The organism is Paraburkholderia sp. J63, assembly GCF_905220245.1.
Taxonomy (GTDB): domain Bacteria; phylum Pseudomonadota; class Gammaproteobacteria; order Burkholderiales; family Burkholderiaceae; genus Paraburkholderia.
The window spans coordinates 170,109-195,210 of sequence record NZ_CAJMZF010000006.1 but is presented as its reverse complement, the minus strand read 5'-3'; the positions used below and the strand labels follow the sequence as shown (position 1 = coordinate 195,210).

Below are 25,102 nucleotides of genomic sequence, written 5' to 3'. Positions count from 1 at the left end.
CGCAAATTTTGAAATTGTTGCGAATTTTTGACCTTCCTAGACTAGTTTCATTGCCTGCCGTTTGCAGCACGAGCGGTGCGAACACGAGACAAGAGAGGAGCCCCCTTTGAACGAGTCCCGGCAAACCGCCATCGACCGCGCGCTGCGCGTCTACGACACCGGTGCGTTTCTCACCGATCTTCAGCGCCGCGTCGGCTTTCGCACGGAAAGCCAGAATCCCGCCCAGGCCGACGCCCTGCGCGCCTATCTCGCCGACGAGGTGGCGCCCGCGCTCGCGCCGCTCGGCTTCACGAGCCGCATCGTCGAGAATCCGGCAACGGCGCGCGCCCCGTTGCTGATCGCCGAGCGCATCGAGGACCCGGCCCTGCCGACCGTGCTGACCTACGGCCACGGCGACGTCGTGCGCGGTTACGACGAGCAGTGGCGCGAGGGCCTTGCGCCCTGGACGATCACCGTGGAAGGCGACCGCTGGTACGGCCGCGGCACCGCCGACAACAAGGGCCAGCACTCCGTGAACTTCGCCGCGCTCGCCGCGGTGCTCGAAGCGCGCGGCGGCCGGCTCGGCTACAACGTGAAGCTGATTTTCGAAACCGGCGAGGAAATCGGCTCGCCGGGCCTCGACGAAGTTTGCGCAGCGCATCGCGAAGCGCTCGCGGCGGACGTGTTCATCGCCTCGGACGGCCCGCGCGTGCTGGCCGAGCGGCCCACGCTGTTCCTCGGCTCGCGCGGCGGCGTGACGTTCGAGTTGCTCGTCGATCTGCGCAAAGGCGCCCATCACTCCGGGAACTGGGGCGGCGCGCTGCGCAATCCGGCCGTCGTGCTCTCGCACGCGATCGCGAGCCTTGTCGACCGGCACGGCGCCATCGCCGTGGACGGCCTGCGCCCGCCGCCGATCCCGGCGAGCGTGCGCGAAGCGCTTGCCGACATCGTGCTCGGCGGCGACGAAGACGCGCCCGGAATCGACCCGGACTGGGGCGAGCCCGGCCTCACGCCCACCGAGCGCGTGATCGCCTGGAACACGCTCGAAGTGCTCGCGTTCAAGGCCGGCAATCCCGACGCGCCCGTCAACGCGATTCCGCCCACGGCCAAGGCGACCTGCCAGCTGCGCTTCGTGGTGGGCACGGACGCCGCGCGCGCCGGCGAGCATCTGGAAGCGCATTTCGCGCGGCTCGGCTTTGACGACGTGAAGGTGCGCGTCACGCAGATTTCCGCGGCCACGCGCCTCGACCCCGACGACGCCTGGGTGCACTGGGCGCTCGATTCGCTGCGCGCATCGACAAACAAGAAACCGGCGCTGCTGCCGAACCTCGGCGGCACCGTGCCCAACGACGTGTTCGCGTACACGCTCGGCCTGCCGACGCTCTGGGTCCCGCACTCGTATCCGGCCTGCGCGCAGCATGCGCCGAACGAGCATCTGCTCGGCTCCGTCGCGCGCGAGGCGCTTGCCGTGATGGCCGGGCTCTGGTGGGACCTCGGCGACGCCGCCGCGCGCCTCGCCGCCACGCACGCGCAGGCACACGCACAAGCCCAGGCGCAGCGCGCCTCCGACGCCGTCATCCAATAAGGGCCGCCGCCATGTCCGCCAAGCCACCCGTGAGCCTCGTCAGGCTCGTCATCGCCACCTCCGCCGGCAACGCGCTCGAATGGTTCGACATCGCCATTTACGGGTTCTTCGCGGTCTACATCGGCAAGCACTTTTTTCCGGCCGTCAACGAAACCGTCTCGATGCTGCTCACGTTCGGCACCTTCGGCGCCTCGTATCTCGTGCGGCCGATCGGCGGCGCGGTGCTCGGCGCCTATGCCGACCGGCGCGGACGCAAGGCCGCGCTGATGGCCTCGGTGAGCCTCATGATGGTGGGCACGGCGATCATCGCGCTGATTCCCGACTACGCGGCCATCGGCCTGAGCGCGCCGCTCGCGGTGTTCGCGGCGCGCCTCATTCAGGGTTTTTCGGCGGGCGGCGAGTTCGGCGCGTCCACGGCGATGCTGATCGAGCACGCCCCGCACCGGCGCGGCTTTCTCGCGAGCTGGCAGTTCGCGACGCAAGGGCTCGCGACGCTGCTCGCGGCCTCGTTCGGCTACGGCCTCGCACGCCTCATGGCGCCCGCCGATCTCGCGGCCTGGGGCTGGCGCCTGCCGTTTTTCTTCGGATTGCTGATCGGTCCGGTGGGCCTCTATCTGCGCCGTTTCATCGAGGACGCCGAGGACTTCAAGCGCGCCGCGCGCACCGAAACGCCCGTGCGCGAGGTGCTGGGCCAGCAAAAGCGCCTCGTGCTCACGGCCATCGGCCTCTTGACCGTCTCGACGGCGGTCAACTATCTGCTCCAGTACATTCCGACCTTCGCGATCCGCGAGCTTCATCTGCCCCCGGCAACGGGCTTCGCGGCGACGATGGCCGGCGGCGTGATCCTCACGGTCGTCACGCCGTTCGCGGGGCATCTGTCCGACCGCATCGGCCGGCGCACGCAGATGACCTGCGTGGCGCTGCTGTTTCTCGCGAGCGCCTATCCCGGCTTCGCCTGGGCGACGAGCCATGCGAGCGCGCTGCCGCTCTTCGTCTTGATCGCGTGGCTCGCGCTCCTGAAGTCGATCTATTTCGGCGCGCTGCCCGCGCTCATGGCCGAGATTTTTCCGGCCGCGACGCGCGCGACGGGCATGTCGATCGGCTACAACATCGGCGTGACCGTGTTCGGCGGCTTCACGCCGGCCATCGTCACCTGGATGCTGAGCGCCACCGGCGACAAGAGCGCGCCGAGCTACTGGCTGATCGCGACCGCGATGATCAGCTTGTCCGCGCTGGCTTACGTGAGCCGCGTGAAGGTGGCCGCCAGCGTCTCGCGGCAGGAGCAGGCGCCCGCCTGACGCCCGTCTCGCGCCCGACGCCGGGTGCGGCCACGGCCTGGCTGCGCGGCGCGCGGCAGCGGCCGGCCCCGCCATTGCGCGACTTTTTGGGGGAAACGGAACCGCCCGGCCGCCGAATATTCGCCGAACCTCGCGATATCTGGTAGAACATCGGCCTGGGCTTTTTCGATCAATAACCGCGAGAGACGACGCACATGAACACCCCCCGTCCCCTTGAAATCGCCGTGGAACGGCACCCGAATCCCACGCCCGCCGACGAAATCGCCGCGCGGCTGACCAATCCGGTGTTCGGGCGCGTTTTCACGGATCACATGGTCACGATCCGCTGGACGGAAGGCACCGGCTGGCATGACGCCAAGGTGGAAGCGCGCCGTCCGTTCCAGATCGACCCGGCCTGCGCCGTCCTGCACTACGCGCAGGAAATTTTCGAGGGCATGAAGGCCTATCGCGGCGAAAACGGCCAGATCTCGCTGTTCCGCCCGCAGGAAAACGCCAGGCGCTTCCGCAACTCGGCCGCGCGCATGTCGATGGCCGACCTGCCCGAAGAGCTGTTCCTGCGCGCCGTGGAAGCGCTCGTCGACATCGACCGCGCCTGGGTGCCGGGCGGCGACGGCAGCCTCTACCTGCGCCCCTTCATGTTCGCCAACGAGAGCTTCCTCGGCGTGCGGGCCGCGAACGAGTACATCTTCTGCGTGATCGCCTGTCCGGTCGGTCCCTACTTCAAGTCGGGCAAGTCGGCGGTCACGGTCTGGGTCTCGGACCAGTACACGCGCGCGGCGCCGGGCGGCACGGGCGCGGCCAAGTGCGGCGGCAATTATGCGGCCAGCCTGATCGCGCAGACCGAGGCATCGGCGCACGGCTGCGACCAGGTCGTGTTCCTCGACGCGGCGCAGCACCGCTGGATCGAAGAGCTCGGCGGCATGAACGTGTTCTTCGTGCTCGACGACGGCTCGCTCGTCACGCCGCCGCTCTCCGGCACGATCCTGCCGGGCATCACGCGCGCGTCGATCATCGAGCTCGCGCGCAAGGAAGGCCTCACGGTCAACGAATCGCCCGTCGCGTTCGACACGTGGCGCGACGACGCCGCCTCGGGCCGCATCAAGGAAACGTTCGCCTGCGGCACGGCGGCCGTGGTTACGGCGATCGGCACCGTGCGCCATGTGGGCGGCGAGTTCTCGATCGGCGACGGCGGCGAAGGCGAAGTGACGCGCCGTCTGCGCACGCTGCTCACCGGCATCCAGCGCGGCAAGGTCGCCGACCCCGCGGGCTGGGTCTGGAACGTCAAGGCGTAAAGCCGGCGTCATTCCTTTGAGGGGCACGCCTGGCTCGCGTCGAGCGCAGCGGCGGTCCCTCACGCGACGGACGATCAGTCCGCAAACCGGAGATCATGGCGCGCCCTGCGCCGCTCCGGGCACCTCCCCTCGATACGATCGACTGCACGCACGGCGCGCGTCCGGCGCGCAGTTGCCGCTCCGTTGCGTTGTGCTCAGTCGCGCGCCCGCACGTCGGGATGCACGAGCAGTTCGCCGAGCGTGTGGATCGCCTCGTCGATACGCGGTGACCACGGATGCCCGTAATTGAGCCGGATGCAGTTTTCGAACGCATGGGACGCGGAGAATAGCGGCCCCGGCGCCACGCTGATGCCGCGCTCGATGGCCAGCCGATGGAGCGCCATCGCGTCGATGCGCTCGCGGAACGTGAGCCACAGAAAATAACCGCCCTCGGGTTGCGTGAGCTGCGTGCCCTCGGGCAGCCAGCAGCGGATTGCCTCCGTCATCGCCTCGCGCTGGGCCTGCATCGCGAGGCGGATCTTCTTCAGGTGCCGCTCGTAGCCGCCGTGCTCCAGATAATCGGCGATGCCGGCCTGCACGGGAATGCTCGCCGAAAGCGTGGTCATGAGCTTGAGCCGCTGCACGCGCTGGGCGAAGCGCCCCGCGCTCGCCCAGCCCACGCGATAGCCCGGCGCGAGCGTCTTCGAAAACGACCCGCAGTGCATGACAAGGCCGCGCTTGTCGAACGCCATGGCCGGCGGCGGATAGTTGGGCGCGTAGTGCAGCTCGCCGTAGACATCGTCTTCAATGAGCGGGACCTCGTGCCGCGCGAGCAGTTCCACAAGGGCCTGCTTCTTTTGCGCCGACAAGGTCACGCCCGTGGGATTCTGGAAGTTCGTCATGAACCAGCAGGCGCGAATGGGATGCTTCTCCAGCGCCTCGCCGAGTGCGTCGAGGTCGAGACCCCACTGTTCGAGCAGATAGTAGGCGCGCGCGGCGGTGGACTGGCTCACGCCGTGCTGGGCAATGATCTGCCGCAGCGAGGGCATGCGCGAGCCCGGTGCGAGGTTCCCCGAGCGAATCTCCGCGGCCATGCCCTGCGCGAGCCGTTCGTAGCGTGTCATGCGTTCTCTTCTGATGAGGGCGCGGCTCCCGGTCTTCCCCATCCAGGCCGGTGCCGCAGAACGCCCGATTTTCGTCTGTCTCGCCGGACTTGAAAAGCGCTCTGCTGCGGTCAATTTTTCGCCGACTGCTTCTGTACGGCGCTTGCGCCGGAGCGGATCATTTGGGCCAGCGCGCATCGAATCCGGGGACGTTCTCCCGGGATGCGCGGGGATCACTGCGCGAGTGCCCGGATCATCACCTAAACCCGCAGAGCTTGCGGCTCTTTTTGCCTGTAGCGTGGCAAGCACTTCGCCCCGGCACGCCTGTGCCGGGGCATTTTTGTTTACGGCCTGCTTGTGGCGGCAAGGTCCCGACTGCATCCGTCAAATCGTTGGCAACTGCTTCTTTTCGTGGCCTCGTGAAAGACCGAACATGGGTTCACGAGATCGAGCCCGATCGAACAGCACGGAGGACAGGATGGAACTCGTACGGATGATACGCATTGTGTTGTGGAGCTTCTTCGGCGTGCGCAAGCGCGCATCGCACGACGCCGACTTCGCCAATGTGAACTTCAGCGTTCTGCCGTTCGTGGCGGTGGGACTCGCGCTGCTGATCGGCGCCTGCATTCTGGGTGTGGTGATGCTGGTCGCGCATAATACCGGCACCGTGCAGGGATTTTGATTCAATCAGGAATCCAGATCCTAAGTTATCCGAACCGCACGCAATACACCGGCGGCAAATGCGCGGAAATCAATCGCCAGTTTTCGCCGCCGTCGCTGGAAGTCCATAGCGCGCCCGTGGTCGAGCCCATCGCGAGACGCGTGCCCGTATCGTCCACGACGAGCGCATGCCGATATACGAGGTCATAGGCCGGCGCAGGCGGCAAGCCGTTCGAGAAACGCTCGAACGTGCGGCCGCCGTCGCGCGTACGCGTGACGACGAGCTGGCCGTCCACCGGAATCCGGCAGGCGTCTTTCACGGCGGGCACGAACCACGCCGTATCGGGTTCGCGCGGATGCACGGCCACCGCGAAGCCGAAGCTCGACGGCTGCGCCTCGATGCGTTGCCAGCGCGCCGCGCCGTCGGTCGAGCGGAAGATCGCGCAGTGATGCTGCGTCCATAGCGCATCGGGATTCGCCGCGCATTGCACGACGCGGTGCGGGTCCTGCACGTTGGCGTCGCCGCGCCGCTCGGGCGGCATGTAGTCGGCTTCCATGCCCTCGGAGCTCAGGCGCCAGGTCGCGCCGCCGTCGACGGTCTGCCAGACGCCGCCGCACGAAATGCCTATCGTCACGTGCCGGCTGTCGCGCGGATCGACCATCACCGAATGAATACCGGGCGCATCGTAGCCGCCGCCGAACCATTCGCGGCGCTCCGGGCGGTCCCAGAGCGCGCGGTTGAGCACCCAGGTGCTGGCGCTGTCGTCGGAGCGGAACAGGCCGCCGGGGATCGTGCCGGCCCACAGGACGCCGGGCTCGTCCGCGCCGCCCGCTTCGAGCGACCAGATCTGCTGCAGCGTCCAGGGCGGGGACGGCGGGCCGGGGGCGGCTGCGTTCGCGTTGTCCGTGCCCACGTCGGTTTCCGCGCCTTCGTCCTCACCTGAACTTGCTGCACTCGCGCTCGCGCCGTTACCGGCGCGCGTCTCGTCGGGCGGCTGCGGAGGGTAGACGGGGACCGCGCACTCCTCCCAGTCGGTCATGCCCGCGCGCAGCCGGTGCAGCTTCACGCCGAAGTGGCCGAGATTGAGCGCGGCATAGAGCGTCCCGTCGCGCGGATCGGAGAGCACCATGCTGACCGGCTCGCCCGCGAAATGCGGCGCGCCGGGCGTCCAGCCGCCCTTGCCATCGTGTTGCAGTACGAACAGTCCCTTGCGCGTTGCGACAAGCAATCGATCGCTCATGTGGGTTTCTCCTTCCACGGTGCGGACTTCATCCGCCCGATAGCGCCTGAACGACATACACGCGGCTGGCCTCGCCGAGCGCATCGGACAGATGCTGCCGGTCGCGCACCGGATGACCGTCGATGAACACGGCCAGATGCCGCCGCAGCGCGCCTTGATCGTCGAGAATGTAGCCGCGCAGCCGCGGCTGCGCATCGAACACGGCCGCGAGCGCCTCGCCCAGCGTGCGCGCGTCGACCTCGCGCTCGGGCGTTGCAACATGCCGCTGAATCGAAGCCGCGAAGAAGAGATGGGCCATGGCGGGGTGGCGGCACGGGAGAAGCCCGTCGGCGCCGGTTCTGTAGTTTAGGTGATCCGCGCCGAGGCACGTTCGTTGCGGCACCGGCCATTACCGCCCGCCCTCGATCCGTGCACAATCACGCATACGGCCGGACCACCGGCTCGTCGTCGCCAACACGGAAAACACAGGAAACTCATGGCCCCTCTGGTCGCCACCCTCGCGCTATTGATCGTCGTGTTTGTCCATGCGAGCATTCCCCGCTTTACGGTCGCAGGGCCGAAACGGATCATCGCCCATGCTGCGCTGCTGCTCGTAGGCTTGGGGTTCGGTGTGGTGAGCGCCATGCTGACCGGCCCGGCAGCGCCGCCATGGGCCGTGATTGCGTGCGGCATGGGCGTCGTTCATGTGCCGGCGCTATGCCTGCTGGTAATCAAGCGCCTGAGGCATTCGAAGCGAAGCTGACGACGCACGCCATTGCGCGCGCCTCGTGCGCAACAGCGGCATCGGCGCGTTTGCCGCGCGCCATCGGTCATGAGATTTCGAAGCGTCCATGTCCCCGGGCAGGACCGCTTCATGCTCGCTCAAGAACTCAAGAACATCAGGTCATCGAGCAAACGAGTCAGCGACCCACAGGCAAGCCATGAATACAGCCCGTCATCCCTCCACGCGGCGCAAGAGCGGCAGGCCGCCGCGTCAGCGTCATACCCATACGGCAGCCCCAAAAAGCGCCGCAAAATCCTCAAACGGCACCAAGCGGCGATGGTCTAAGCAGGTGACCGAATCGAGCGACGTGCTGGAGCTGGACCCGGGCGTGTTCGCGCACGGAAGCCCCACGGCCATTGCGCAATCGCTCAAGGAATCGGCGCTGCGCAGTCGGCGGCGCAAGGGCACGCCGCTTCAGTCGGCCATGTCGATGCTGAACTTCTACATCAATCGCGGGGGCCGGAATCTGTCGAAATCGCAGCGGGAAACGCTGGAAAAGGCTAAGGGGAAGCTGCGCGAAGCATTCGGCCGCAAGCCCTGATTTTCAGCGAATTTTCATGCGGTACAGGCAAGGACTGCCGCGAGCGGACGGAAGCGATGCGCGGCGGGAGTGGCGCATACATCGGGCCCCAATCCGGCACTGCGCGGCACTTCGCGTTACGCTCTCGACACCGCCTTCCTCAAAGAGCGATCGACATGAAAGAACGCACCCTTCTCGGCATGCTCACGCCTTCGTCCAACACCGCGCTCGAACCGCTCACGAGCGCGATGGTCGCGGGCCTGCCCGATGTCTCCGCCCACTTCGCCCGCTTCCCGGTCACGGAGATTTCGCTCTCGAATCAGGCGCTCGGCCAGTTCGACGACTCGAAAATCCTGCAAGCCGCCGAGCTGCTGGCCGACGCCAAGGTCGACGTCATCGGCTGGAACGGCACGTCCTCGGGCTGGCTCGGCTTCGAGGCCGACGAGCGTCTGTGCCGCCGCATCACCGAGGCCACGGGCATCCCGGCCACGACCTCCGTGCTCGCGCTCAACGAGATCCTGAAGAAGACCGGCGCCGACGCGTTCGGCCTCGTCACGCCCTACCTCGACGACGTTCAGGAAAAGATCGTCGCCAACTATCGCCGCGAAGGCCTGAACTGCATCGCCGAGCGGCACCTGAACCTGAAGGTGAACTTCGCGTTCTCCGAAGTCACGCCCGAGCAGATCCGCGAGATGGTGCGCGAAGTGGCCGCCGCCGGGCCGCGTGCGATCACGACCTTCTGCACCAACCTCCGGGCCGCGCATCTCGTGCCGGCGCTCGAGGAAGAGACGGGCATTCCCGTCTACGACACGATCTCGACGGTGGTCTGGAAGTCGTTGCAGCTCGCCGGCTACGACACCCGCCGCGTGAAGGGCTGGGGACGCCTGTTCAGCGAAGTCGTTTGAGGAAGCAGCCAGGGCGAACGCACTCGATTTCGTGATCCGTCACGCCGATGTTGTCACCGTGACCGACCAATTTCCGTGCAACATCGGCGACGCGCTCGCGCGGCCGCGGCCCACGGCGGGCTACAGCCAGCGCCAGATGCCGGCGACCATCCCCGTGAGCGGACGGTGCGCCCAGGTGGCAACGAGCCAAACCACGAAGCCGCCCGCGAGCGCATGCATGCCGAAGCCGCCCAGTCGCGCCCGGCCCGCGGCGATGGCCGCGAACGGCAGATAGCTCGTCTTCGCCTCCCACGCGGGCCACTGCTCGGGCTGCAGCCGCTCCTTCTTGTGGTCCTGCAAGGCGGCGCCGACGAGCGCGAGCACGACCATCGCCGCCGCAACGACGATGTTCTTCTCGACCGGATACACGGCGATGTGACACAAGCCCCAGAGCGCGAAGGCCCACATCATCGGGTGACGCGTGACCGCGTAGACGCCGAGCGCGGTCTCCGGAAACGCTCCGGGGCGCCCGCCCGTGGGCAGCGCGGGATTGCGGATCAAGGAGCCCATCAGCAGGATCGACGCGATCAGCATGACCACGGTGACGATCGCCCAGAGGCCGTCTCCGACCGCCCAGAGCGGCTCGGTCAGCGGCGCCCGCCGGTAGGCGAGGACCATCCAGCCGAGCGTCGCGAACGAGACCAGCGAATAGACGCCCTGAAACGCGCGTTCTCCGATTGCGCTCACTAGAGGTTTGCGCAACGGATGGGACAAGATGAAGTGACTGCCCACGAAGGCGACTGCCGCCACCACGACTGCATTGATGCTTCCGTCAAGGCTTCCCATAGGCTTGGCTCCTCAGGTCATTGCGTCGGCGATCCGTTGTGCTTTCGTGCGCGGAGACGCGTGCGCGTGCCGCGTAGCGTATCGAAGATTACTCCTTTGTGGGGTCGGTTGAATTTTGGCGCCCCGTTCGATCTACCACTGTGTCAATTGCCAATAAGCGGCGTTGAATCGATCGTAGAGCGATGGCGGCAAAGGCACCATGTCCTCGTCATCGCCGCCGCTCGAAAACAGCAGGGAATCATTAACCCAGGTGATGCCCGGAACCGGCGTATGCAATGTCCGTCGCGCGAGCAGCTTGCCCGAGGCGGCGTCATAGAGCCGGCCAACGTACTTGGGGTTGTCACCGTGATCCCAGTCGAGGGTGCATTCTTCAGCAAGATAACGACCATTCGGTGACGTGCTGTGAATGCAGCTATAGGCCTGGGAGTCTGCTCGATGGGTAAAGAAAAAATAGCCCAATGCGATTATGGCGACTGCGATAGCGATTTTTCTCATAGTTGGACCCGTATCGGCGTGCGAAGGCGAGATACATAGCCCCCATGAAAGTCAGGCTCACGAGGTTAAACGGAGCGGCGTCCCATCCGCCTCAAAAACTATTATTCAGGAGTACAGGAAAAAAAATGCGGGCCTCGAAAATCGAGGCCCGCATTTCGCTAACAACCGCGTGCAGCGCTTAACGCACTACATAACGCACTACTGCACCACTCAATGCGCCACGTGGCGCAACGCCTTGACATCCGCCGCGGCAACATTCGCGCTCTGACCACCCCACGTAGCACGCAGGTAGTTAGCCAGTTGCGAAAGCTCGTCATCACTGAGGGTCGATGCGAACGCCGGCATCGCCTGCATATCCTCCAGGCCCGCGAACTTCTGCGTATCGATGCCGTCGAGCATCGCCACGAGCAGATTGTGCGGATCGGCCTCGCGTACCGTCGAGTTGCCGTTCATCGGCACCGCCACGTGCGGCTTGCCCTCGCCCGCCAGCCCGTGACAGCCCGCGCACACGGCGATATACACCGAGCGGCCCGCCGCGAGCTGCGCCGCGTCGGCGGCCACGGCCTTCACCGGTTGCGGCGCGGGCGGCGTGTCGCCGAGCAGATAGACGGACAGCGCGCGCACATCGTCCTTGTTCAGGTACTGCGTGCTCAGGTGCACGACCGGATACATCTCCCCGAACGCCGAGCCCTGCGGCGCGATGCCGACGCTGAAGAACGTCTGCAAGTCCGCGGCGGTCCAGCCGCGGCCCGCGAGGCCCGCCGGCGTGATGTCCGGCGCGACCACGCGGCCCAGCGCGGCGCCCGAGAGCGGCTTCGCGTCGACGAGCTGGCCGAACACATTGCGCGGCGTATGGCATTCGGCGCAGTGGCCGAGCGCGTTCGCGAGATAGCGACCGCGCTGCCAGTCGGCGGACTGCCCCGCCGAGGCATCGGGCAGCGCATCCTTGAGAAACAGCACGTCCCACAGCGCCATGCCAAAGCGCAGGCTGTACGGGAATTTCAGCTCGTTCGCCGGGGCGTCCACCGCGACCGGCTTCACCGTCATCAGGTAGGCGTAGATCGCGTCGGTGTCGGCGCGCGAAAGCTGCCGGTACGACGTATACGGCATCGACGGATACAGGCGCTTGCCGCGCGCGTTGCCGTCGTGCAGCGCGGCGTAGAAGTCGTCGGCGCTCCACTTGCCGATGCCGTGGTCCTTGTCGGGCGTGATGTTCGAACCGTAGAAGGTGCCGTACGGCGAAGCGAGCGGTGCGCCGCCCGCGAACGGCGCGCCGTCCTTCGCGGTGTGGCACGCGGCGCAGTCGGCGGCGCGCGTCAGATAGCGGCCGTGCGCGATCTGCTCGGGCGTGGGCGTGAACGCCGCGCCCGATGTGGAGGATTCCTCACGGCCGCAGGCCGCGAGCGTGAGCGCACAGGCGGCCAGCAGCACGCCGTGCGCGAGGCGGGTCAGGAGGGCGCGCTTCATGCCGCGTCCTTCACGAGTCCAGGCGTGCTCATCACTACGTCCTTCACGGCCTCGTAGTAGCGCACGTAGCCCGTACATCGGCAGATGTGGCCGTCGAGCGCGGCCATGATCGTGCTTTCCACGTCAGACTTCGCAACGGGCTCGCGCTTGAGGCGTTCGAGCAGCACCGTCGCCGCGTTGACGAAGCCCGGCGTACAGTAGCCGCACTGGAAGCTGAAGTGATCGAGGAACTTCTGCTGGATGGGCGAGAGCTCGACCACTTCGCCGGCCTCGTTGCGCTTCGCGTGGCCTTCGATCGTGCGGATCGAGCGGCCATTGAAGAAGTGCGCGCCGGTGATGCAGGTGCGCATTTCCTCGCTCGTGCCGTCCGGCTTGTCGAGGATGACCACGCACGCGTGGCAGACGCCCTGCCCGCAGCCGAGGCGCGAGCCGGTCAGGCCTGCGTACTCGTGCAGGAACTCGATCATCATGAGGCCTTCGGGCACCTTCAGCGGGCCGACTTCCTTGCCGTTGATGGTGAGCGTGAGCGCTTTCGGGCTGTATTGCACGAGCGGGCGCTCGACGGGTGCCGATGCCGGCGCGGCGGGTTGCGCCGACGTTTGCGACGCCGGTTGCGAGGCAGTATCGGTGGCGGACGCAGCAGCAGACTGCGAGGCTGCCAGCGCAGTGGCCTGCGAAGCCATCGCGGCGGCGCTAGCGCTAGCGCTGGCGCTGGCCGCGGATGCAGCGGATTGGGCGAGCGTCATGCGAGCACCTCCAGGATTTTTTGCGGGGTCACCGGCAAGTCGGTGAAGCGATGGCCGATGGCGTGCGCGACGCCGTTCACGAGCGCGCCCACCACGGGGATCATCACCACTTCGGCGATGCCCTTGGGCGGATCGGTCTCCGAGAGCGCCGGCAGCACTTCGCCGGTCTGCGTCCAGACCGCGACGTCCGATGCGCGCGGCACGTGGTAGCGGTTGAAGTTCCAGGTGCCGTTGCCGGGGCCGTCTTCATAGAGCGGCAGATATTCGTGCAGCGCGTGGCCGATGCCCATCGCGAGGCCGCCCTGGAGCTGGCCCGAGACGAGCTGCGGCGAAATCTGGTTGCCGCACTCCATGATCGAGTGGTGCGTGAGCAGCTCGACCTTGCCCGTGGCCTCGTGCACGGCGAGCTCGACGAGCGTGCCGACCGCGCTGTAGTAGGTCACGGCCGCGTTGTTGCGGCTCATCGGCGGGATGAACACGCGCTTGCGGTCCAGCACGCGATAGCCGTTCGCGGTGAGCGGCAGCGTCGTGGGCGCCATCGCAGCGGGCGTGCTCTGGCCTGCCGTCGCGCCCGAAACAGCCGCGGGCTTGCCGGCGTCCGCGGCATTGGCGTTGGCATTTGCATTAGCGCTGGCATTGCCGTAGCGCAGCGAAAGACCGTCGATGGGCAGCCGTTCGACCGCACCGCCCACATCGAATTCGGCTTCGGCCCATTGCCAGCGATTGAACACGTGCACGACCGCGCCGGTCGCGAGGCCCATCGCGTGCGCCTGTTTCGCGAGCCGTTCGAGCGGCAGCGGTTCGAGGCCCGCCGCGGTCAGCTTGCCGTCCACCCAACGCGCGTCTTCGATGCGCACGACGAGCGGCGCGGCCTGGCCGCCGCCGGGGCCCTGCGACCAGATCGACATGGCCGCCGGCCACAGGCCATAGCGGAACACGGCGCGCGCGGCTTCGCGCGTGCTGTGCGTGAAGTAGAACGCGGAGTTCGTGGCGCTCGACGGCGAGGCGATGTTGGGCGTCCAGCGCGGATTCACGCTGAACTTGTCCTGATCGGCCTGGCTCATGATGTAGGGGTCGCCGCTCGTGACCATCGGCAGGTCCGGCCAGTCGGTCACGGCCACGCGGATGTCCGCCGAGGGCTTGCCGAGCCACTTCGCCACGGCCACGGCCTGCGAGGTCGACATGCCCGTGCCGATCTCGGCACCGGTGTGATGGAGCGTGATGGCGCCGTTCTCGTCGATCTCGACCCGCGCGAGCGATGCTTCGGACCCCGTACCAAAGTCCTTCTGCACGCAGGCGAAGCCCACGCCGTAGCGCTTGCCCGGATGGGCGGCCTCGTACTCGGCCTTGCGCTGCGCGCGCTGCGTCCAGAGCGGATGAACCTTCGCGCGTTCGAGCACGTCGTCCACGCGGATCGCGCCCGCGGGAATCGCACCCTGGGTGTTCTTCATGCCCGAGCGCAGCGCGTTCTTCAGGCGGAAGTCGATCGGATCGACGCCGAGCTGCGCGGCGATTTCGTCGACGGCCATCTCGGTCGCGGCCATGCTCTGCAGCGTGCCGTAGCCGCGCGCCGAGCCCGCGTCGATCGCGCGCGAGGCGATCGCCACCGTGGCGAAGTCGTTCTTCGGGAAGTAGTAGATCGATTGCGCGGCCGTTGCGCCCACCATCGCCACCGAAGGCGAGAAGTTGCAGCGCCCGCCGCCGTTCGCCTCGAAGTCGCCCTTGAACGATTGCAGGAGCCCCGTCTTGCGGTCGACGGCGATGCGGTAATGCATCTTGAACGCATGCCGTTTCAGCGAGGTCTGGAATTGCTCGTAGCGGTCGTTCGCGAAACGCACCGGGCGGCCGTCGCCATACATCGCGGCCACGAGCCCGTAATACGGCACGTTGAAGTGATCCTTCGAACCGTAGCCCACCGTGTAGCACGGGTGCAGGAAGAGCTGCTTCACCGGGTAGTGGCTCTTCGCGACCATCTCCGCGACCGATTGCGCGACTTCGAGCGGCGACTGCGTCGGCACCACGAGGTGCAGCGACTGCGTGGCGGCGTCGTACCAGCCGTTCGCGTTGTCGGGTTCGAGCGCGGCGGTGTCGATGGACTGCGTGTTGTACTCGCGGTCGAACACGAGCCAGTCGGCCGACGGGTGATCGAGTTCGTCGGCGATCTGGGCCGCGTAGGCCATGCCCTGCTCGTCGACCTTGCCGTGCGCGTTGGCGTCCGGCCAGACCGGCTGATGCTTGCGCATCATGCTCGGGAAAATGGGCGCGTCCTTGAGGCTCGAATAGACGTCGTCGTCATAGGGCGTCTTGCCGCCCATGCGCACGAAGCGGAAAGTGCCCCACGGATCGCGTTCGAGCGGCCCGGTCACCGCGCCGTAGCGGATCACGTCGTCGCGGAACTTGAGCGCATTCTTCGCGAAGCGAAAGCGCGCGAAATCGTGATAGATGAGAATCGCGACGGCGTGGCCCAGGTAGGCGGGCGTCTTGCCTGCGGGCAGCAGCATGTCGTCACCGTAGAAGGCCGGGAACGCGATACCGTCGCGAGCGAGGTCGTCGGCGGTGACGATGCGGTCGGGCTTGAGCTCGTCGCCGAGCAGCGTCAGGTCGAAGCCTTCGTAAAGGCGATCAGCCTGGGTCGCGCGCAGGATGAGCGCGTGCGATTGCTGCTGCGGCCAGTGGGGCATGTCCGACGCGCGCACGTCGCGCGCGAAGATTTTCGAGCCCGTGACTTTGGCGATGCCATCGATACGGAATTTGGGCGTGCCGTTGGCGGCATCCCATTTGACCGGCGTGAGGAGTTTTTCTTCGAACAGGGCAGCGAATGCGCGGCTGCCGAAAGGCGCCACATATACCGCCACGCCCGCCAGCATGCTGGCTTTGAGAAAACCCCGCCGTGACAGGCCGTGGTTTTTCATGAGGGGACCTCCAGGTGCGTGCGCGACTCGCAAAGGCGACAGTTTGTGCCTTGCGGAGCGGCCCGCATTCTGGCATCCGCACCCGCCCGAGCCCATAGCGATTTTCACATGTGGAACTTATTATTACGCTTATAAACCCGGCGCCATGGGGGTTGCGGAGCACCGACCCGTGCGGCGCGTCGCCCCAAGACACCTGATCAAATCCAAACACGAGCGGATTTTATCCCGTCTGCGATAGCGGGTGTCCGGAATCGTTGATTGCCCAATCCGCGCTGACTGATGGATCGCCTGAGGCAGCCTTTCTCACCGGGAAAGCATGCTTGAGGCATCCGCAATTTTCGCGCTCGCGAAAATCTCCCACACTTGCCCTCAGCGCCCGATCCTCGCGGATCCATGCGGCGCGCCTCGCTCTGCGCAGCGGCCCCACCGGCCCGGCGCTCGGGACGAGATCGACCGTCGGCATAGCCACGGCATTCCTACAAGCCTTGCATGGGACCGCGGCGAGCGCCGAAGCGCGAGGCGCGGCCGACAGGAGACACGATGAACAGCCAACCCCTGGATCTGGGCGGGTCCGCAGCCCACGACAGTTCGCCCGCTGCGCCCGGCGCGGCCCGGCGCGAAGCGCTCAACCGCCCGCAGCAGGCAACGACGCTCAGCCGCTTCATGGACGATATGCCCGTCGGCGCGCTGCATCGCTTCGTGGTGTGGGTCGTGGGCATCGGGCTGTTCTTCGACATGTACGAGATTTTTCTCGTCAGCTCGATCGGCTCGGCGCTGCAAAACGAATATGGCCTCGACGGCCATAGCACCGCGTTCAAGCTGTTGCTCGCTTCGGCGTTCATCGGCATGTTCTTCGGCTCGCTCTGCCTCGGCAGTCTCGCGGACCGCATCGGGCGACGCCGCGCGTTCCTGCTCACGCTCGTCTGGTACAGCGCGTTCTCGCTCGTCGGCGCGTTCTCGGTCAATGCCATCATGCTCGTGGCCTGCCGCTTTCTCACGGGCGTAGGCGTGGGTGCGATCTATCCGGTCGCCGACAGCTACCTCTCCGAGATCCTGCCGAAGGATCGCCGCGGACGCCTCGCCGCGTGGGCCTATACCACTTCGTATGTGGCCGTGCCGCTCGTGGGCTTTCTCGCGGTCTGGCTCAATCCGCTGCACGTGGGCGCGATCACGGGCTGGCGCGTGATCCTCGCGATCGGCGGCCTGGGCGCCGTCTTCGTGCTGGCCGTCAAGCATCGGCTGCCCGAAAGCCCGCGCTGGCTGCTCGCACAAGGGCGTGTGCAGGAAGCGCACGACACGCTGCGCCGCTTCGCCGAAAGCGCGGGCGCGCCGATGCCTGCCGCCTTTGCGGAATCCGGCGAGCACCAGCACGCGCTGCAACTGCGCGAGCGCATCGCGCTGCTGCGCCGCGCGCCGTACGGCAAGCGCTATCTGATGCTCACGATCTTCCATCTGTTCCAGGGCTTCGGCTATTACGGCTTCGGCACGCTCGCCGGCGTCGTGGTGAAGAGCCGCGGCTTCGACGTGACGGGCAGCACGCTCTTCGTCGCGCTCTCGTTCCTCGGCTACCCCATCGGCTCATTGCTCTCCGTGCCGCTGCTCAACTGGATCGAACGGCGCACGCTCGTGATCGCCTCGCTGGTCGCGATCGCGCTGTTCGGCCTCGGCTTCGCCTACTCGAACCATATCGGCCTGATCATCTGCTTCGGGGTCCTGACCACCTGCGCGTCGAACGTGTTCAGCAACGCCTACCACGTCTACCAGGCGGAGATCTTTCCGGCCAGCGTGCGCTCGACGGCCATCGGCAGCACCTACTCGCTCTCGCGTTTCGTGAGCGGTGCGCTGCCGTTCATTCTGCTGCCCGTGCTCAACCAGCATGGCCCGCTCGCGATGTTCGGCGTGATCTCGGTGGCCCTCGCCATTGTCGCCGTCACGCTGCGCACGCTCGGACCGCTCACCACGCGGCGCAGCCAGGACGAGATCAACCCCGTCTGATGCGCGCACCATGATGCTTCACGGGCCGTGGCGCCGCGCCTTGCGCGGCCACGGCCCTCGCGCATTTCAGCCGCGCTCCGACATGTAATCGAACAGGCTCAAGATATCGGAGCTCGGCGCACTGCCCGCCTTCACGCCGACCCAGAGCGTGCGCGTCGCCCACGCATCGCTTAGTTTCACTTTGGAAACACCGATCTTGCCGCGCGCGTCGCTGACCGAATCGCTCGGCAGCACGCCGATGCCGAGCCCCGCCTCGATCATGCGGCACACGCCGTCGAAGTTCGACGCCTGGATGCGCAGCTTGAGCGAGCGCTCCACGGAAAACGCGGCATCGGTCATGCGCGCGAGCAGCGAGCTGCCGTCGCTCAGGCCCACGTAGTCTTCGTCGAGCGTATCCGCGAACCGGATGACGTCCTGCTGCGCGAAGCGATGCCCCTGCGGCACGAGCAGCACCAGTTCGTCGCGCCGGTAGAGGCGCCGCTCGATGCCCGGCGCCGGCACGTTGTCGGCGAACACGCCGATGTCGGCCTTGCCCGAGCCGAGCGCGGCCACAATCTCGTGACTCAGGCGTTCTTCGAGACTGACCTTGATGCCCGGATGGCCGTTGAGAAAGCCGGCGAGATCGACGGGCAGGAACTGCACGATCGCCGACGTATTGGCCCACATGCGAACGTGCCCGCGCACGCCGGCGGCGTAGTCGCCCATTTCGTTCGCCATGCGGTTGACCTGATCGACGACGCGGGTCGCATGATCGAGCAAGGCGAGGCCGGCCGGGGTCAGCTCCACGCCACGCGCGCGCCGGATGAAAAGCGCGCAGTCCGTGACGCTTTCGAGCTCCGCGATGCGTTTGCTGACTGCCGACAGCGTGAGCTGGCCATGCTCGGCCGCTTTGGTCAGGCTGCCATGCTCCGCAACGAGCAGAAAGACCCGCAGCGACTGCAGATCGAAATGAAGCGGATTGACCATGGTGGATAGGCGGGAGTTTGAAGGGGCCATTGTGCGGCATCGGCGACGCGCGCGAAAGTAGCCGGCCGCGTGCGGAAGCGGAGCGCTGCGCTGCGCAGCACAATGAGCGCAGGCCTGCGAAGCATGAAAAAGACGCGCACGCGGCGCGTCTTTGTGCGGATGGCGAAAGCGGCAAGCCCCGCGCGGTGCGGCGGCGTACCGGAAAGGAAAACGGGAAAAGTTATTCCCCGATCGGAAACGCCGCGCGCCGGATCGTCAGATCAGCTCCGAGATCTCAATGAGATTCAGATCCGGGTCGCGCACATAGACCGAGCGGATCTTCTGCGTCGCGCCCGTGCGCTCGACCGGCCCTTCGACAATCGGCCAGCCGAACTTGCCCAGATGCGCGATCACGTCGTCGAGCGGCACCGCTGCAATGAAGCACAAATCGAGTGCGCCCGGCACCGGCACATGGGCTTTCGGTTCGAATTCGGCGCCGCGCACGTGCAGATTGATCTTCTGGTTGCCGAAGCGAAACGCGACCCGCCCCGCGCCGAATGTCTCCAACTGCATCTGCAGCACCTCGGTGTAGAAATGCTTCGTGGCCTCGGGGTCCACGCAGGTCACCACCAGATGGTCGAGATGATCGATCAGTGCCATGTTCTGCTCCTTAAAGAAATGCGCGCTGCTCCGGCCGTTCCTGCGTGCCGGCGGGCAGCGGATGAAGGTCCATGCGGCGCCCGGCTTTGAGAATCTGGCTCGGCACGTCGTGCCCGACCAGCACCGGCAGACGCGCGGCGGCCTCGAGCACGGCCGCAAGATCGACGCCCGTTTCGTAGCCGTCGAGTTCGAGCATGTGGACGAGCTCTTCGGTACAGACATTGCCGGTGGCGCCCGGCGCATAGGGGCAACCGCCCAGGCCACCGAGCGAGGCGTCGAAGCGCACGATGCCCGCATCGAGCGCCGCGAGCGTATTCGCGAGCGCCATGCCGCGCGTATTGTGGAAATGCAGCGTAAGTTCCAGCGCGCCGAACGCTTCGCGCGCACGCGCGCACAGCGCACGCACCTGAGCCGGATGCGCCATACCGGTCGTGTCGCAAAGCGTAAAGCCGTTCACGCCCCGCTGTGCGAAACGCTGCATCCATTCGAGCACCGTGGCGGTGGGCACGTCGCCCTCCATCGGACAGCCCATCGCCGTGGACAGCGACACGTTGATGGCCACGCCAGTGCCGCGCACGGCTTCGATCACATCGGATAGCTGTGCGAACGATTGCTCGCGGGTCATGCGCAGGTTCGTGCGATTATGGCTTTCGCTCACCGACATCACGAGGTTCACCTCGTCCACGTGGCACGAAAGCGCGCGCTCCGCGCCGCGCACATTGGGCACCAGCACCGTATACACCACGCCCGGCGCACGCGCGATGCCATGCATCACCGCCTCGGCGTCGCGCAGCGCCGGTATCGCCTTCGGCGAGGTGAACGAGGTCACCTCGATCTTCGCGTAGCCGCACGCGCTCAGTCGATCGATGAGCGCGATCTTGTCGTCGGTATCGATGAACGCGGCTTCGTTCTGGAAACCGTCGCGCGTGGCCACTTCGTTCACGTAGAGTCTTTTCGTCTCGTTCGTCATTGCACTCGCCTCCGTTCAGATCACACCGCGCGCACGCCATGCGTCGCGCGTTGCGGCGTCCACGCCGATGGATTCGAGCACGGCATCCGTGTGCTCGCCGAGCGTGGGCGCGCTGTGCTCGATAACGCCCGGCGTGGCGTTCAGCTTCGGCACGATGCCGGGCACGCTCACCGGCGTGCCGTCGGGCAGCGTGTCCGCGACGATCATCTCGCGCGCCTGGTAGTGCGGATCGGCGGCAATGTCCGCCACATCGTAGATGCGCCCTGCCGGAATGCGCGCTTCGTTGAGCGCGGCGAGCACCTGGTCGAGTGTGTGCCGCGCGCACCAGTCGCCAATCGCCACGTCGATGCGCTCGACCTGCGCGACGCGCCCGTCGTTCTGCGCGAGCGCCGGATCGCTGCCGAGGTCCGGACGCTCGATCAATTCCATCAGGCGGCGGAAGATGCTGTCACCGTTGCCCGCGATCAGCGCGTACTTGCCGTCGCTGCAGCGGTACGCATTGCTCGGCGCAATGCCGGGCAGGCTGCTGCCGGCCGGCTGACGCACCGCACCGAACACTGAATACTCGGGCAGCAGGCTCTCCATCATGTTGAAGACGGACTCGTAGAGCGCGACGTCCACGACCTGGCCCTTGCCGCCGTGCTGCTCCCGATGACGCAGCGCAAGCAGGATGCCGATCACACCGTGCAGCGCCGAAAGCGAATCGCCGATCGAAATACCGACGCGCACCGGCGTACGCCCTGGCTCGCCGCTCAAATGGCGCAGGCCGCCCATCGCCTCGGCCACCACGCCGAAGCCGGGCCGGTCGCGATACGGCCCGGTCTGTCCGTAGCCCGAAACGCGCAGCATGATGAGCCCCGGATTGATCGCGCTGAGCGCTTCCCAGCCGAGCCCCCAGCCTTCGAGCGTGCCGGGACGAAAATTCTCGATCAGCACATCCGTTTCCGATACGAGACGGCGGATCACGTCCTGCCCTTCGGGCGAGCGCAGATCGAGCGTGAGCGACTGCTTGTTGCGCGATTGCGCGGCCCACCAGACCGAGGTGCCTTCGTGCAGCAGGCGCCACTTGCGCAACGGATCGCCGCTGCCCGGCGGCTCGACCTTGATGACGCTGGCACCGAATTCGGCGAGCATTTTCCCGGCGAACGGGCCCGCGATGAGCTGCCCGAGCTCCAGAACGCGGATTCCGGTAAGGGGACGTGACATGGCTGTCTCCAGAATGTGGTTTCGACTCTGGGCATCATGATGAGCTGGAACCTGCGCGTTGATAATCGACGGTTGCTCAATCTGGCTTGATCAAATGGAAAGGCTGGGCGGCCCCAAGCCATGACGCAGAACGCACGATGCGAAAACGGAGGCACCAAATTTCCTCATCGGAAAGTGGCGTGTCGCAATGAGCAAGCCGCACCGGCGTGGCGCGTCCCACAATGCAGCGTCCGTCGTGTGCCGTTTCCCATGCGCGCCGCTTGTTTCGCGTTTTTCCGATCCGCTCATTTTTCTCGCGCCTCCCCATGACCCGCTCCGCCGCCCCCTCCGGATTGTCTTCCTCGACCGCGCCACGCTTGCACCGCAAACGCAGCTACGCCCCCTCCCGTTCGATCATGTCCTGCGGACGTTCGAACGCACGGCGCCCTCCGAAGTCGCGCAACGCATTGGCGATGCCGAGATCGTCATTACCAACAAGACGCCCATTACGGCCGCGGCGCTCGCGGCGGCCCCGCGGTTGCGCATGATCGCGGTTGCCGCCACCGGCACGGACAACGTCGACCTGCAAGCCTGTGCGGCGCGCGGCATCAGCGTGAGCAACATTCGCGACTATGCGATGCAGACGGTGCCGGAACACACATTCGCGCTCATCTTCGCGCTGCGGCGCAGCCTGCTCGCCTATCGGGAAGCCGTGCGCGCGGGGCGCTGGCTCGAATCGGGTCAGTTCTGTTTTTTCGATTTTCCGATCCGAAACCTCGCTGGCTCGACGCTGGGAATCGTCGGTGCGGGCGCGCTTGGGCGCGCGACGGCCATCATGGGGCGCGCGCTGGGGCTACGCGTGGTGTTCGCCGCTCACGATACGCAGAAGACGCAGAAGGCGCAGAACGATCACGAGAGCGGCATGGACGTGCGCAACGAACGCATGCCGCTCGACGCCTTGCTCGCGCACAGCGACATCATTTCGCTGCACTGCCCGCTCACGCCCGCGACGCGCCATCTGATCGGTGCGGACGCGTTCGCACGGATGGCACGCCGCCCAATCCTCATCAACACGGCGCGCGGCGGCCTCGTGGATGAAGTGGCGCTCGTAAAAGCGCTGCAGTGCGGCCAGATTTCGGGGGCAGGTTTCGACGTCGCCTCAGAAGAGCCGCTGCCGGCCACGCATCCGTTTCACGCGATCCTGGCGCACCCCGGTTTCATTCTCACGCCTCACGTGGCATGGGCCAGCGAAGAGGCCACGCAAGCGCTCGCCGATCAGCTGATCGACAACATTGCCGGCTTTTACGCCGGGCAGCCACGCAATATCGTACGGCCGCATTAATCGTTCTGGCGCGGTTTCCTTACGGAAACGGGCCGCGCCGCAAATGACAAGGGGCCCTATAAGGGCCCCTTTAATGGCGCTCAGCCTTTCAGCTTTGCAAGCCAACTACGCTTTGGCTTTTAGGCCATTGCCGGTTGCGCTGCCAACCATTCATCGACCGATTGACGCGCCTTGTGCTCGACCATGCTGACCACCATCAGCACATCGATCTTCAGTTTGGGAAACGAAAGCTCCACGCAAGGCAATTCAACATTGCGCACTTCCTCTTCCGCTCCCGTGATGTCCGCGCGGCACAGCCATTGCGTGTCCGTCGCATCTGCTTTCGTATCGACGTTGATTTGAAAGCCTCGGTATTCGATCGCCATACACTCTCCGCTACCTGTCAAAACGTAAACATTTCATCGCGAAATAGCGATGAGGACGCGAATATAGCACTGCTTCGCAATCCATTCAGCGACGCGGACAATCGAGCCACATAAAGAATATTTCACTTGCGTTCAGCAAAAACGCGAGGGTTGCCGGCCCGTGATCAAAAGCCCGCAGCCAGCCCGTCGCGCCGCGAATCGCTCGCCGCCACGTAGCCGCGCTCGGGATCGTTGCGATCGAGCTTCCAGATGAACTGGCCGGAGCCGAAATCCATATACGGGTCGTCGATGCCCTTGATTTCGTGGCCCCGCGCCTCCAGCGCTTGAGCCACCTCGGGGTCGAATGTCGATTCGATATCGACCGTGAAATCGCGATTCACTTTCCAGCGCGGCGCATCGCATGCGGCCTGCGGCTGCTGGCCGTAATCGAGCATGCGCACGACCGTCTGCAGATGGCCTTGAGGCTGCATGTCGCCGCCCATCACGCCGAAGCTCATGACCGCCTCTTCGCGGCCTTCCACGTGCTGCGTGAGGAACGCGGGAATGATCGTGTGGAACGGACGCTTGCCGCCTTCGACGACGTTGGGCGAGACCGGGTCCATCGAGAATCCACAGCCGCGATTCTGCAGCGCAATGCCCATCCCCGGCACCACCACGCCCGAGCCGAAGCCCATGTAGTTGGACTGAATAAAGCTCACCATCATGCCGCGTTCGTCGGCGGCGGACAGATAGATCGTGCCGCCCGAGCGCGGCATGCCGAAATCGAATGGCGTAGCGCGCTTCGGGTCGATGAGTTTCGCGCGCACCTTGAGATAGGCGTCGTCGAGCATCTGTTCGGGCGTCACTTCCATCGAGCGCGGATCGGACACATAGCGATAGACGTCCGCGAACGCGAGCTTCATGGCCTCGATCTGCAGATGCTGCGAGTCGATGCCGTCGCGCGGCAACGAGGCCACGTCGAATTGCTCGAGAATGCCCAGCGCGATGAGCGCCGCAATGCCCTGCCCGTTGGGCGGAATCTCGTGCACCCGATAGCCGCGATACGCCTTCGAAATCGGCTCGACCCATTGCGCGCGATAGTTGCGCAGATCGTCGAGCGTGAGCGCCGCGCCGCCTTCACGCGCGAACGCGGCGATACGCTCGGCAATTTCGCCTTCGTAGTAGGCACGCGGGCCGAGTTCGGCGAGCCGCCGCAAGGTGGCCGCGTGGCCCGGCAAACAAACGCGCTCGCTCACCTCAGGCGCGCGGCCGCGCGGCATGAACGTGTCGGCGAAACCGGGCTGGTCGTGCAGTTCGGGAATGGCCGCCTGCCATTTGCGCGCGACGATCGAAGCAAGCGCGTAGCCGCGCTCGGCAATCTCGATCGCGGGCGCCATCAGATCGGCAAACGGCAGCGTGCCGAACTTCTCGTGCAGCGCTTCCCAGCCGGCGATCACGCCGGGCACGGTGACGGTGTCCCAGCCGCGCTTGGGCTGTTTGGCGAGGCCGTTTTCCTCGCCGTATTTGCGCCGGAAGTAATCGGGGTTCCACGCGGCGGGCGCCGTGCCCGAGGCATTGAGGCCATGCAACTGCACGCCGTCCCAGACGAGCGCGAACGCGTCGCCGCCCAGCCCGCACGACACCGGCTCGACCACGGTGATGGCCGCTGCGGCCGCGATCGCGGCATCGACGGCATTGCCGCCCTTCCAGAGCATGCGCAGGCCCGCCTGCGCGGCGAGCGGATGCGAGGTCGAGACGATGTTGCGGGCGAACACCGGCAGGCGCGGCGTCGAGTAAGGGTTCTGCCAGTCAAAGCGTGTCATGGCGGTGTCGGTTGGATGAGCGGAGAAACGCAGTCCGTGCGGGCAGCGCGGCGAGCCACGCGAACGCG

At 66.3% G+C, this 25,102-nt stretch carries 23 protein-coding genes; 9 read left to right on the top strand and 14 right to left on the bottom strand.

Features of this window, described 5'->3' with window-relative positions; translation table 11 throughout:
• Positions 1–106 precede the first annotated feature (106 nt).
• The 3 genes from U5775_RS09450 (at position 107) to U5775_RS09440 (ending at position 4,154) form a co-directional block, all read left to right on the top strand.
• A complete protein-coding gene (locus tag U5775_RS09450) occupies positions 107–1,564 on the top strand; it encodes a M20 family metallopeptidase (RefSeq protein ID WP_322057866.1) in 1,458 nt (485 codons plus the stop codon).
• 11 nt (positions 1,565–1,575) lie between these two features.
• Positions 1,576–2,862, top strand: coding sequence for an MFS transporter (locus tag U5775_RS09445; protein ID WP_322057865.1), 1,287 nt, complete (start codon positions 1,576–1,578; stop codon positions 2,860–2,862).
• A gap of 194 nt (positions 2,863–3,056) precedes the next feature.
• A complete protein-coding gene (locus tag U5775_RS09440; RefSeq protein WP_322057864.1) occupies positions 3,057–4,154 on the top strand; it encodes a branched-chain amino acid aminotransferase in 1,098 nt (365 codons plus the stop codon).
• A 194-nt stretch (positions 4,155–4,348) separates the two neighbouring features.
• Here the strand turns inward: U5775_RS09440 and U5775_RS09435 are convergent, their stop codons facing one another.
• Complete coding sequence (locus U5775_RS09435) at positions 4,349–5,257, bottom strand: PLP-dependent aminotransferase family protein (RefSeq protein WP_322057863.1); 909 nt, start codon at positions 5,255–5,257, stop codon at positions 4,349–4,351.
• A 457-nt stretch (positions 5,258–5,714) separates the two neighbouring features.
• Here U5775_RS09435 and U5775_RS09430 point away from each other — a divergent pair, with 457 nt between their 5' ends.
• A complete protein-coding gene (locus tag U5775_RS09430; protein WP_322057862.1) occupies positions 5,715–5,918 on the top strand; it encodes a DUF2970 domain-containing protein in 204 nt (67 codons plus the stop codon).
• Positions 5,919–5,943: 25 nt separating this feature from the next.
• Here U5775_RS09430 and U5775_RS09425 read toward each other — a convergent pair whose 3' ends face one another.
• A complete protein-coding gene (locus U5775_RS09425) occupies positions 5,944–7,137 on the bottom strand; it encodes an exo-alpha-sialidase (protein ID WP_322057861.1) in 1,194 nt (397 codons plus the stop codon).
• Positions 7,138–7,165: 28 nt separating this feature from the next.
• A complete protein-coding gene (locus U5775_RS09420; RefSeq protein ID WP_322057860.1) occupies positions 7,166–7,435 on the bottom strand; it encodes a MoaD/ThiS family protein in 270 nt (89 codons plus the stop codon).
• Between the two features lie 177 nt (positions 7,436–7,612).
• Between U5775_RS09420 and U5775_RS09415 the strand changes: the two genes are divergently transcribed.
• The 3 genes from U5775_RS09415 to U5775_RS09405 all read left to right on the top strand — a co-directional run bounded on the left by U5775_RS09415 (position 7,613) and on the right by U5775_RS09405 (position 9,325).
• Entirely contained in the window at positions 7,613–7,879 is a 267-nt protein-coding gene (locus U5775_RS09415; RefSeq protein WP_322057859.1) for a hypothetical protein, read from the top strand.
• Between the two features lie 178 nt (positions 7,880–8,057).
• Positions 8,058–8,441 (top strand): DUF3175 domain-containing protein, encoded by a 384-nt coding sequence (locus U5775_RS09410; RefSeq protein WP_322057945.1) that lies wholly within the window; start codon positions 8,058–8,060, stop codon positions 8,439–8,441.
• A 155-nt stretch (positions 8,442–8,596) separates the two neighbouring features.
• Positions 8,597–9,325, top strand: a complete 729-nt coding sequence (locus U5775_RS09405) for an aspartate/glutamate racemase family protein (RefSeq protein WP_322057858.1) — start codon at positions 8,597–8,599, stop codon at positions 9,323–9,325.
• Positions 9,326–9,445: 120 nt separating this feature from the next.
• Here the strand turns inward: U5775_RS09405 and U5775_RS09400 are convergent, their stop codons facing one another.
• From U5775_RS09400 to U5775_RS09380, 5 genes are all read right to left on the bottom strand, one after another.
• On the bottom strand, positions 9,446–10,150 hold the full coding sequence (locus tag U5775_RS09400; RefSeq protein WP_322057857.1) for an NnrU family protein: 705 nt from the start codon (positions 10,148–10,150) through the stop codon (positions 9,446–9,448).
• Between the two features lie 132 nt (positions 10,151–10,282).
• A complete protein-coding gene (locus U5775_RS09395) occupies positions 10,283–10,645 on the bottom strand; it encodes a hypothetical protein (protein ID WP_322057856.1) in 363 nt (120 codons plus the stop codon).
• A gap of 210 nt (positions 10,646–10,855) precedes the next feature.
• Positions 10,856–12,112 (bottom strand): cytochrome c, encoded by a 1,257-nt coding sequence (locus U5775_RS09390; RefSeq protein ID WP_322057855.1) that lies wholly within the window; start codon positions 12,110–12,112, stop codon positions 10,856–10,858.
• The gene (locus U5775_RS09385) at positions 12,109–12,858 is read right to left on the bottom strand and encodes a (2Fe-2S)-binding protein (RefSeq protein ID WP_322057854.1); all 750 of its coding nucleotides are present in this window, start codon (positions 12,856–12,858) and stop codon (positions 12,109–12,111) included. The genes U5775_RS09390 and U5775_RS09385 overlap by 4 nt, the downstream gene beginning before the upstream one ends.
• A complete protein-coding gene (locus U5775_RS09380; protein ID WP_322057853.1) occupies positions 12,855–15,770 on the bottom strand; it encodes a xanthine dehydrogenase family protein molybdopterin-binding subunit in 2,916 nt (971 codons plus the stop codon). The genes U5775_RS09385 and U5775_RS09380 overlap by 4 nt, the downstream gene beginning before the upstream one ends.
• A 540-nt stretch (positions 15,771–16,310) precedes the next feature.
• Between U5775_RS09380 and U5775_RS09375 the strand changes: the two genes are divergently transcribed.
• Complete coding sequence (locus U5775_RS09375; RefSeq protein ID WP_322057852.1) at positions 16,311–17,765, top strand: MFS transporter; 1,455 nt, start codon at positions 16,311–16,313, stop codon at positions 17,763–17,765.
• Between the two features lie 66 nt (positions 17,766–17,831).
• Here U5775_RS09375 and U5775_RS09370 read toward each other — a convergent pair whose 3' ends face one another.
• The 4 genes from U5775_RS09370 to U5775_RS09355 form a co-directional block, all read right to left on the bottom strand.
• Positions 17,832–18,731 (bottom strand): LysR family transcriptional regulator, encoded by a 900-nt coding sequence (locus U5775_RS09370; protein ID WP_322057851.1) that lies wholly within the window; start codon positions 18,729–18,731, stop codon positions 17,832–17,834.
• Between the two features lie 255 nt (positions 18,732–18,986).
• Positions 18,987–19,370 (bottom strand): VOC family protein, encoded by a 384-nt coding sequence (locus tag U5775_RS09365; RefSeq protein WP_322057850.1) that lies wholly within the window; start codon positions 19,368–19,370, stop codon positions 18,987–18,989.
• A gap of 10 nt (positions 19,371–19,380) precedes the next feature.
• On the bottom strand, positions 19,381–20,340 hold the full coding sequence (locus U5775_RS09360; RefSeq protein WP_322057849.1) for a hydroxymethylglutaryl-CoA lyase: 960 nt from the start codon (positions 20,338–20,340) through the stop codon (positions 19,381–19,383).
• Positions 20,341–20,355: 15 nt separating this feature from the next.
• A complete protein-coding gene (locus U5775_RS09355) occupies positions 20,356–21,546 on the bottom strand; it encodes a CoA transferase (RefSeq protein ID WP_322057848.1) in 1,191 nt (396 codons plus the stop codon).
• 187 nt (positions 21,547–21,733) lie between these two features.
• Between U5775_RS09355 and U5775_RS09350 the strand changes: the two genes are divergently transcribed.
• Positions 21,734–22,867, top strand: coding sequence for a D-2-hydroxyacid dehydrogenase (locus U5775_RS09350; RefSeq protein ID WP_322057847.1), 1,134 nt, complete (start codon positions 21,734–21,736; stop codon positions 22,865–22,867).
• A gap of 119 nt (positions 22,868–22,986) precedes the next feature.
• Here the strand turns inward: U5775_RS09350 and U5775_RS09345 are convergent, their stop codons facing one another.
• Together U5775_RS09345 and U5775_RS09340 are read right to left on the bottom strand one after the other, a co-directional pair.
• Positions 22,987–23,232 (bottom strand): hypothetical protein, encoded by a 246-nt coding sequence (locus tag U5775_RS09345; protein ID WP_322057846.1) that lies wholly within the window; start codon positions 23,230–23,232, stop codon positions 22,987–22,989.
• 164 nt (positions 23,233–23,396) lie between these two features.
• The gene (locus tag U5775_RS09340; RefSeq protein WP_322057845.1) at positions 23,397–25,034 is read right to left on the bottom strand and encodes a gamma-glutamyltransferase family protein; all 1,638 of its coding nucleotides are present in this window, start codon (positions 25,032–25,034) and stop codon (positions 23,397–23,399) included.
• Between the last annotated feature and the right edge of the window lie 68 nt (positions 25,035–25,102).

What these genes read in the sequence shown, in the direction of transcription:
- U5775_RS09445 (WP_322057865.1), top strand. Translation starts at nt 1,576, where the DNA reads ATGTCCGCCAAGCCACCCGTGAGCCTCGTCAGGCTCGTCATCGCCACC.
- U5775_RS09440 (WP_322057864.1), top strand. Translation starts at nt 3,057, where the DNA reads ATGAACACCCCCCGTCCCCTTGAAATCGCCGTGGAACGGCACCCGAAT.
- U5775_RS09435 (WP_322057863.1), bottom strand. Translation starts at nt 5,257, where the DNA reads ATGACACGCTACGAACGGCTCGCGCAGGGCATGGCCGCGGAGATTCGC.
- U5775_RS09430 (WP_322057862.1), top strand. Translation starts at nt 5,715, where the DNA reads ATGGAACTCGTACGGATGATACGCATTGTGTTGTGGAGCTTCTTCGGC.
- U5775_RS09425 (WP_322057861.1), bottom strand. Translation starts at nt 7,137, where the DNA reads ATGAGCGATCGATTGCTTGTCGCAACGCGCAAGGGACTGTTCGTACTG.
- U5775_RS09420 (WP_322057860.1), bottom strand. Translation starts at nt 7,435, where the DNA reads ATGGCCCATCTCTTCTTCGCGGCTTCGATTCAGCGGCATGTTGCAACG.
- U5775_RS09415 (WP_322057859.1), top strand. Translation starts at nt 7,613, where the DNA reads ATGGCCCCTCTGGTCGCCACCCTCGCGCTATTGATCGTCGTGTTTGTC.
- U5775_RS09410 (WP_322057945.1), top strand. Translation starts at nt 8,058, where the DNA reads ATGAATACAGCCCGTCATCCCTCCACGCGGCGCAAGAGCGGCAGGCCG.
- U5775_RS09405 (WP_322057858.1), top strand. Translation starts at nt 8,597, where the DNA reads ATGAAAGAACGCACCCTTCTCGGCATGCTCACGCCTTCGTCCAACACC.
- U5775_RS09400 (WP_322057857.1), bottom strand. Translation starts at nt 10,150, where the DNA reads ATGGGAAGCCTTGACGGAAGCATCAATGCAGTCGTGGTGGCGGCAGTC.
- U5775_RS09395 (WP_322057856.1), bottom strand. Translation starts at nt 10,645, where the DNA reads ATGAGAAAAATCGCTATCGCAGTCGCCATAATCGCATTGGGCTATTTT.
- U5775_RS09390 (WP_322057855.1), bottom strand. Translation starts at nt 12,112, where the DNA reads ATGAAGCGCGCCCTCCTGACCCGCCTCGCGCACGGCGTGCTGCTGGCC.
- U5775_RS09385 (WP_322057854.1), bottom strand. Translation starts at nt 12,858, where the DNA reads ATGACGCTCGCCCAATCCGCTGCATCCGCGGCCAGCGCCAGCGCTAGC.
- U5775_RS09380 (WP_322057853.1), bottom strand. Translation starts at nt 15,770, where the DNA reads ATGAAAAACCACGGCCTGTCACGGCGGGGTTTTCTCAAAGCCAGCATG.
- U5775_RS09375 (WP_322057852.1), top strand. Translation starts at nt 16,311, where the DNA reads ATGAACAGCCAACCCCTGGATCTGGGCGGGTCCGCAGCCCACGACAGT.
- U5775_RS09370 (WP_322057851.1), bottom strand. Translation starts at nt 18,731, where the DNA reads ATGGTCAATCCGCTTCATTTCGATCTGCAGTCGCTGCGGGTCTTTCTG.
- U5775_RS09365 (WP_322057850.1), bottom strand. Translation starts at nt 19,370, where the DNA reads ATGGCACTGATCGATCATCTCGACCATCTGGTGGTGACCTGCGTGGAC.
- U5775_RS09360 (WP_322057849.1), bottom strand. Translation starts at nt 20,340, where the DNA reads ATGACGAACGAGACGAAAAGACTCTACGTGAACGAAGTGGCCACGCGC.
- U5775_RS09355 (WP_322057848.1), bottom strand. Translation starts at nt 21,546, where the DNA reads ATGTCACGTCCCCTTACCGGAATCCGCGTTCTGGAGCTCGGGCAGCTC.
- U5775_RS09350 (WP_322057847.1), top strand. Translation starts at nt 21,734, where the DNA reads ATGAGCAAGCCGCACCGGCGTGGCGCGTCCCACAATGCAGCGTCCGTC.
- U5775_RS09345 (WP_322057846.1), bottom strand. Translation starts at nt 23,232, where the DNA reads ATGGCGATCGAATACCGAGGCTTTCAAATCAACGTCGATACGAAAGCA.
- U5775_RS09340 (WP_322057845.1), bottom strand. Translation starts at nt 25,034, where the DNA reads ATGACACGCTTTGACTGGCAGAACCCTTACTCGACGCCGCGCCTGCCG.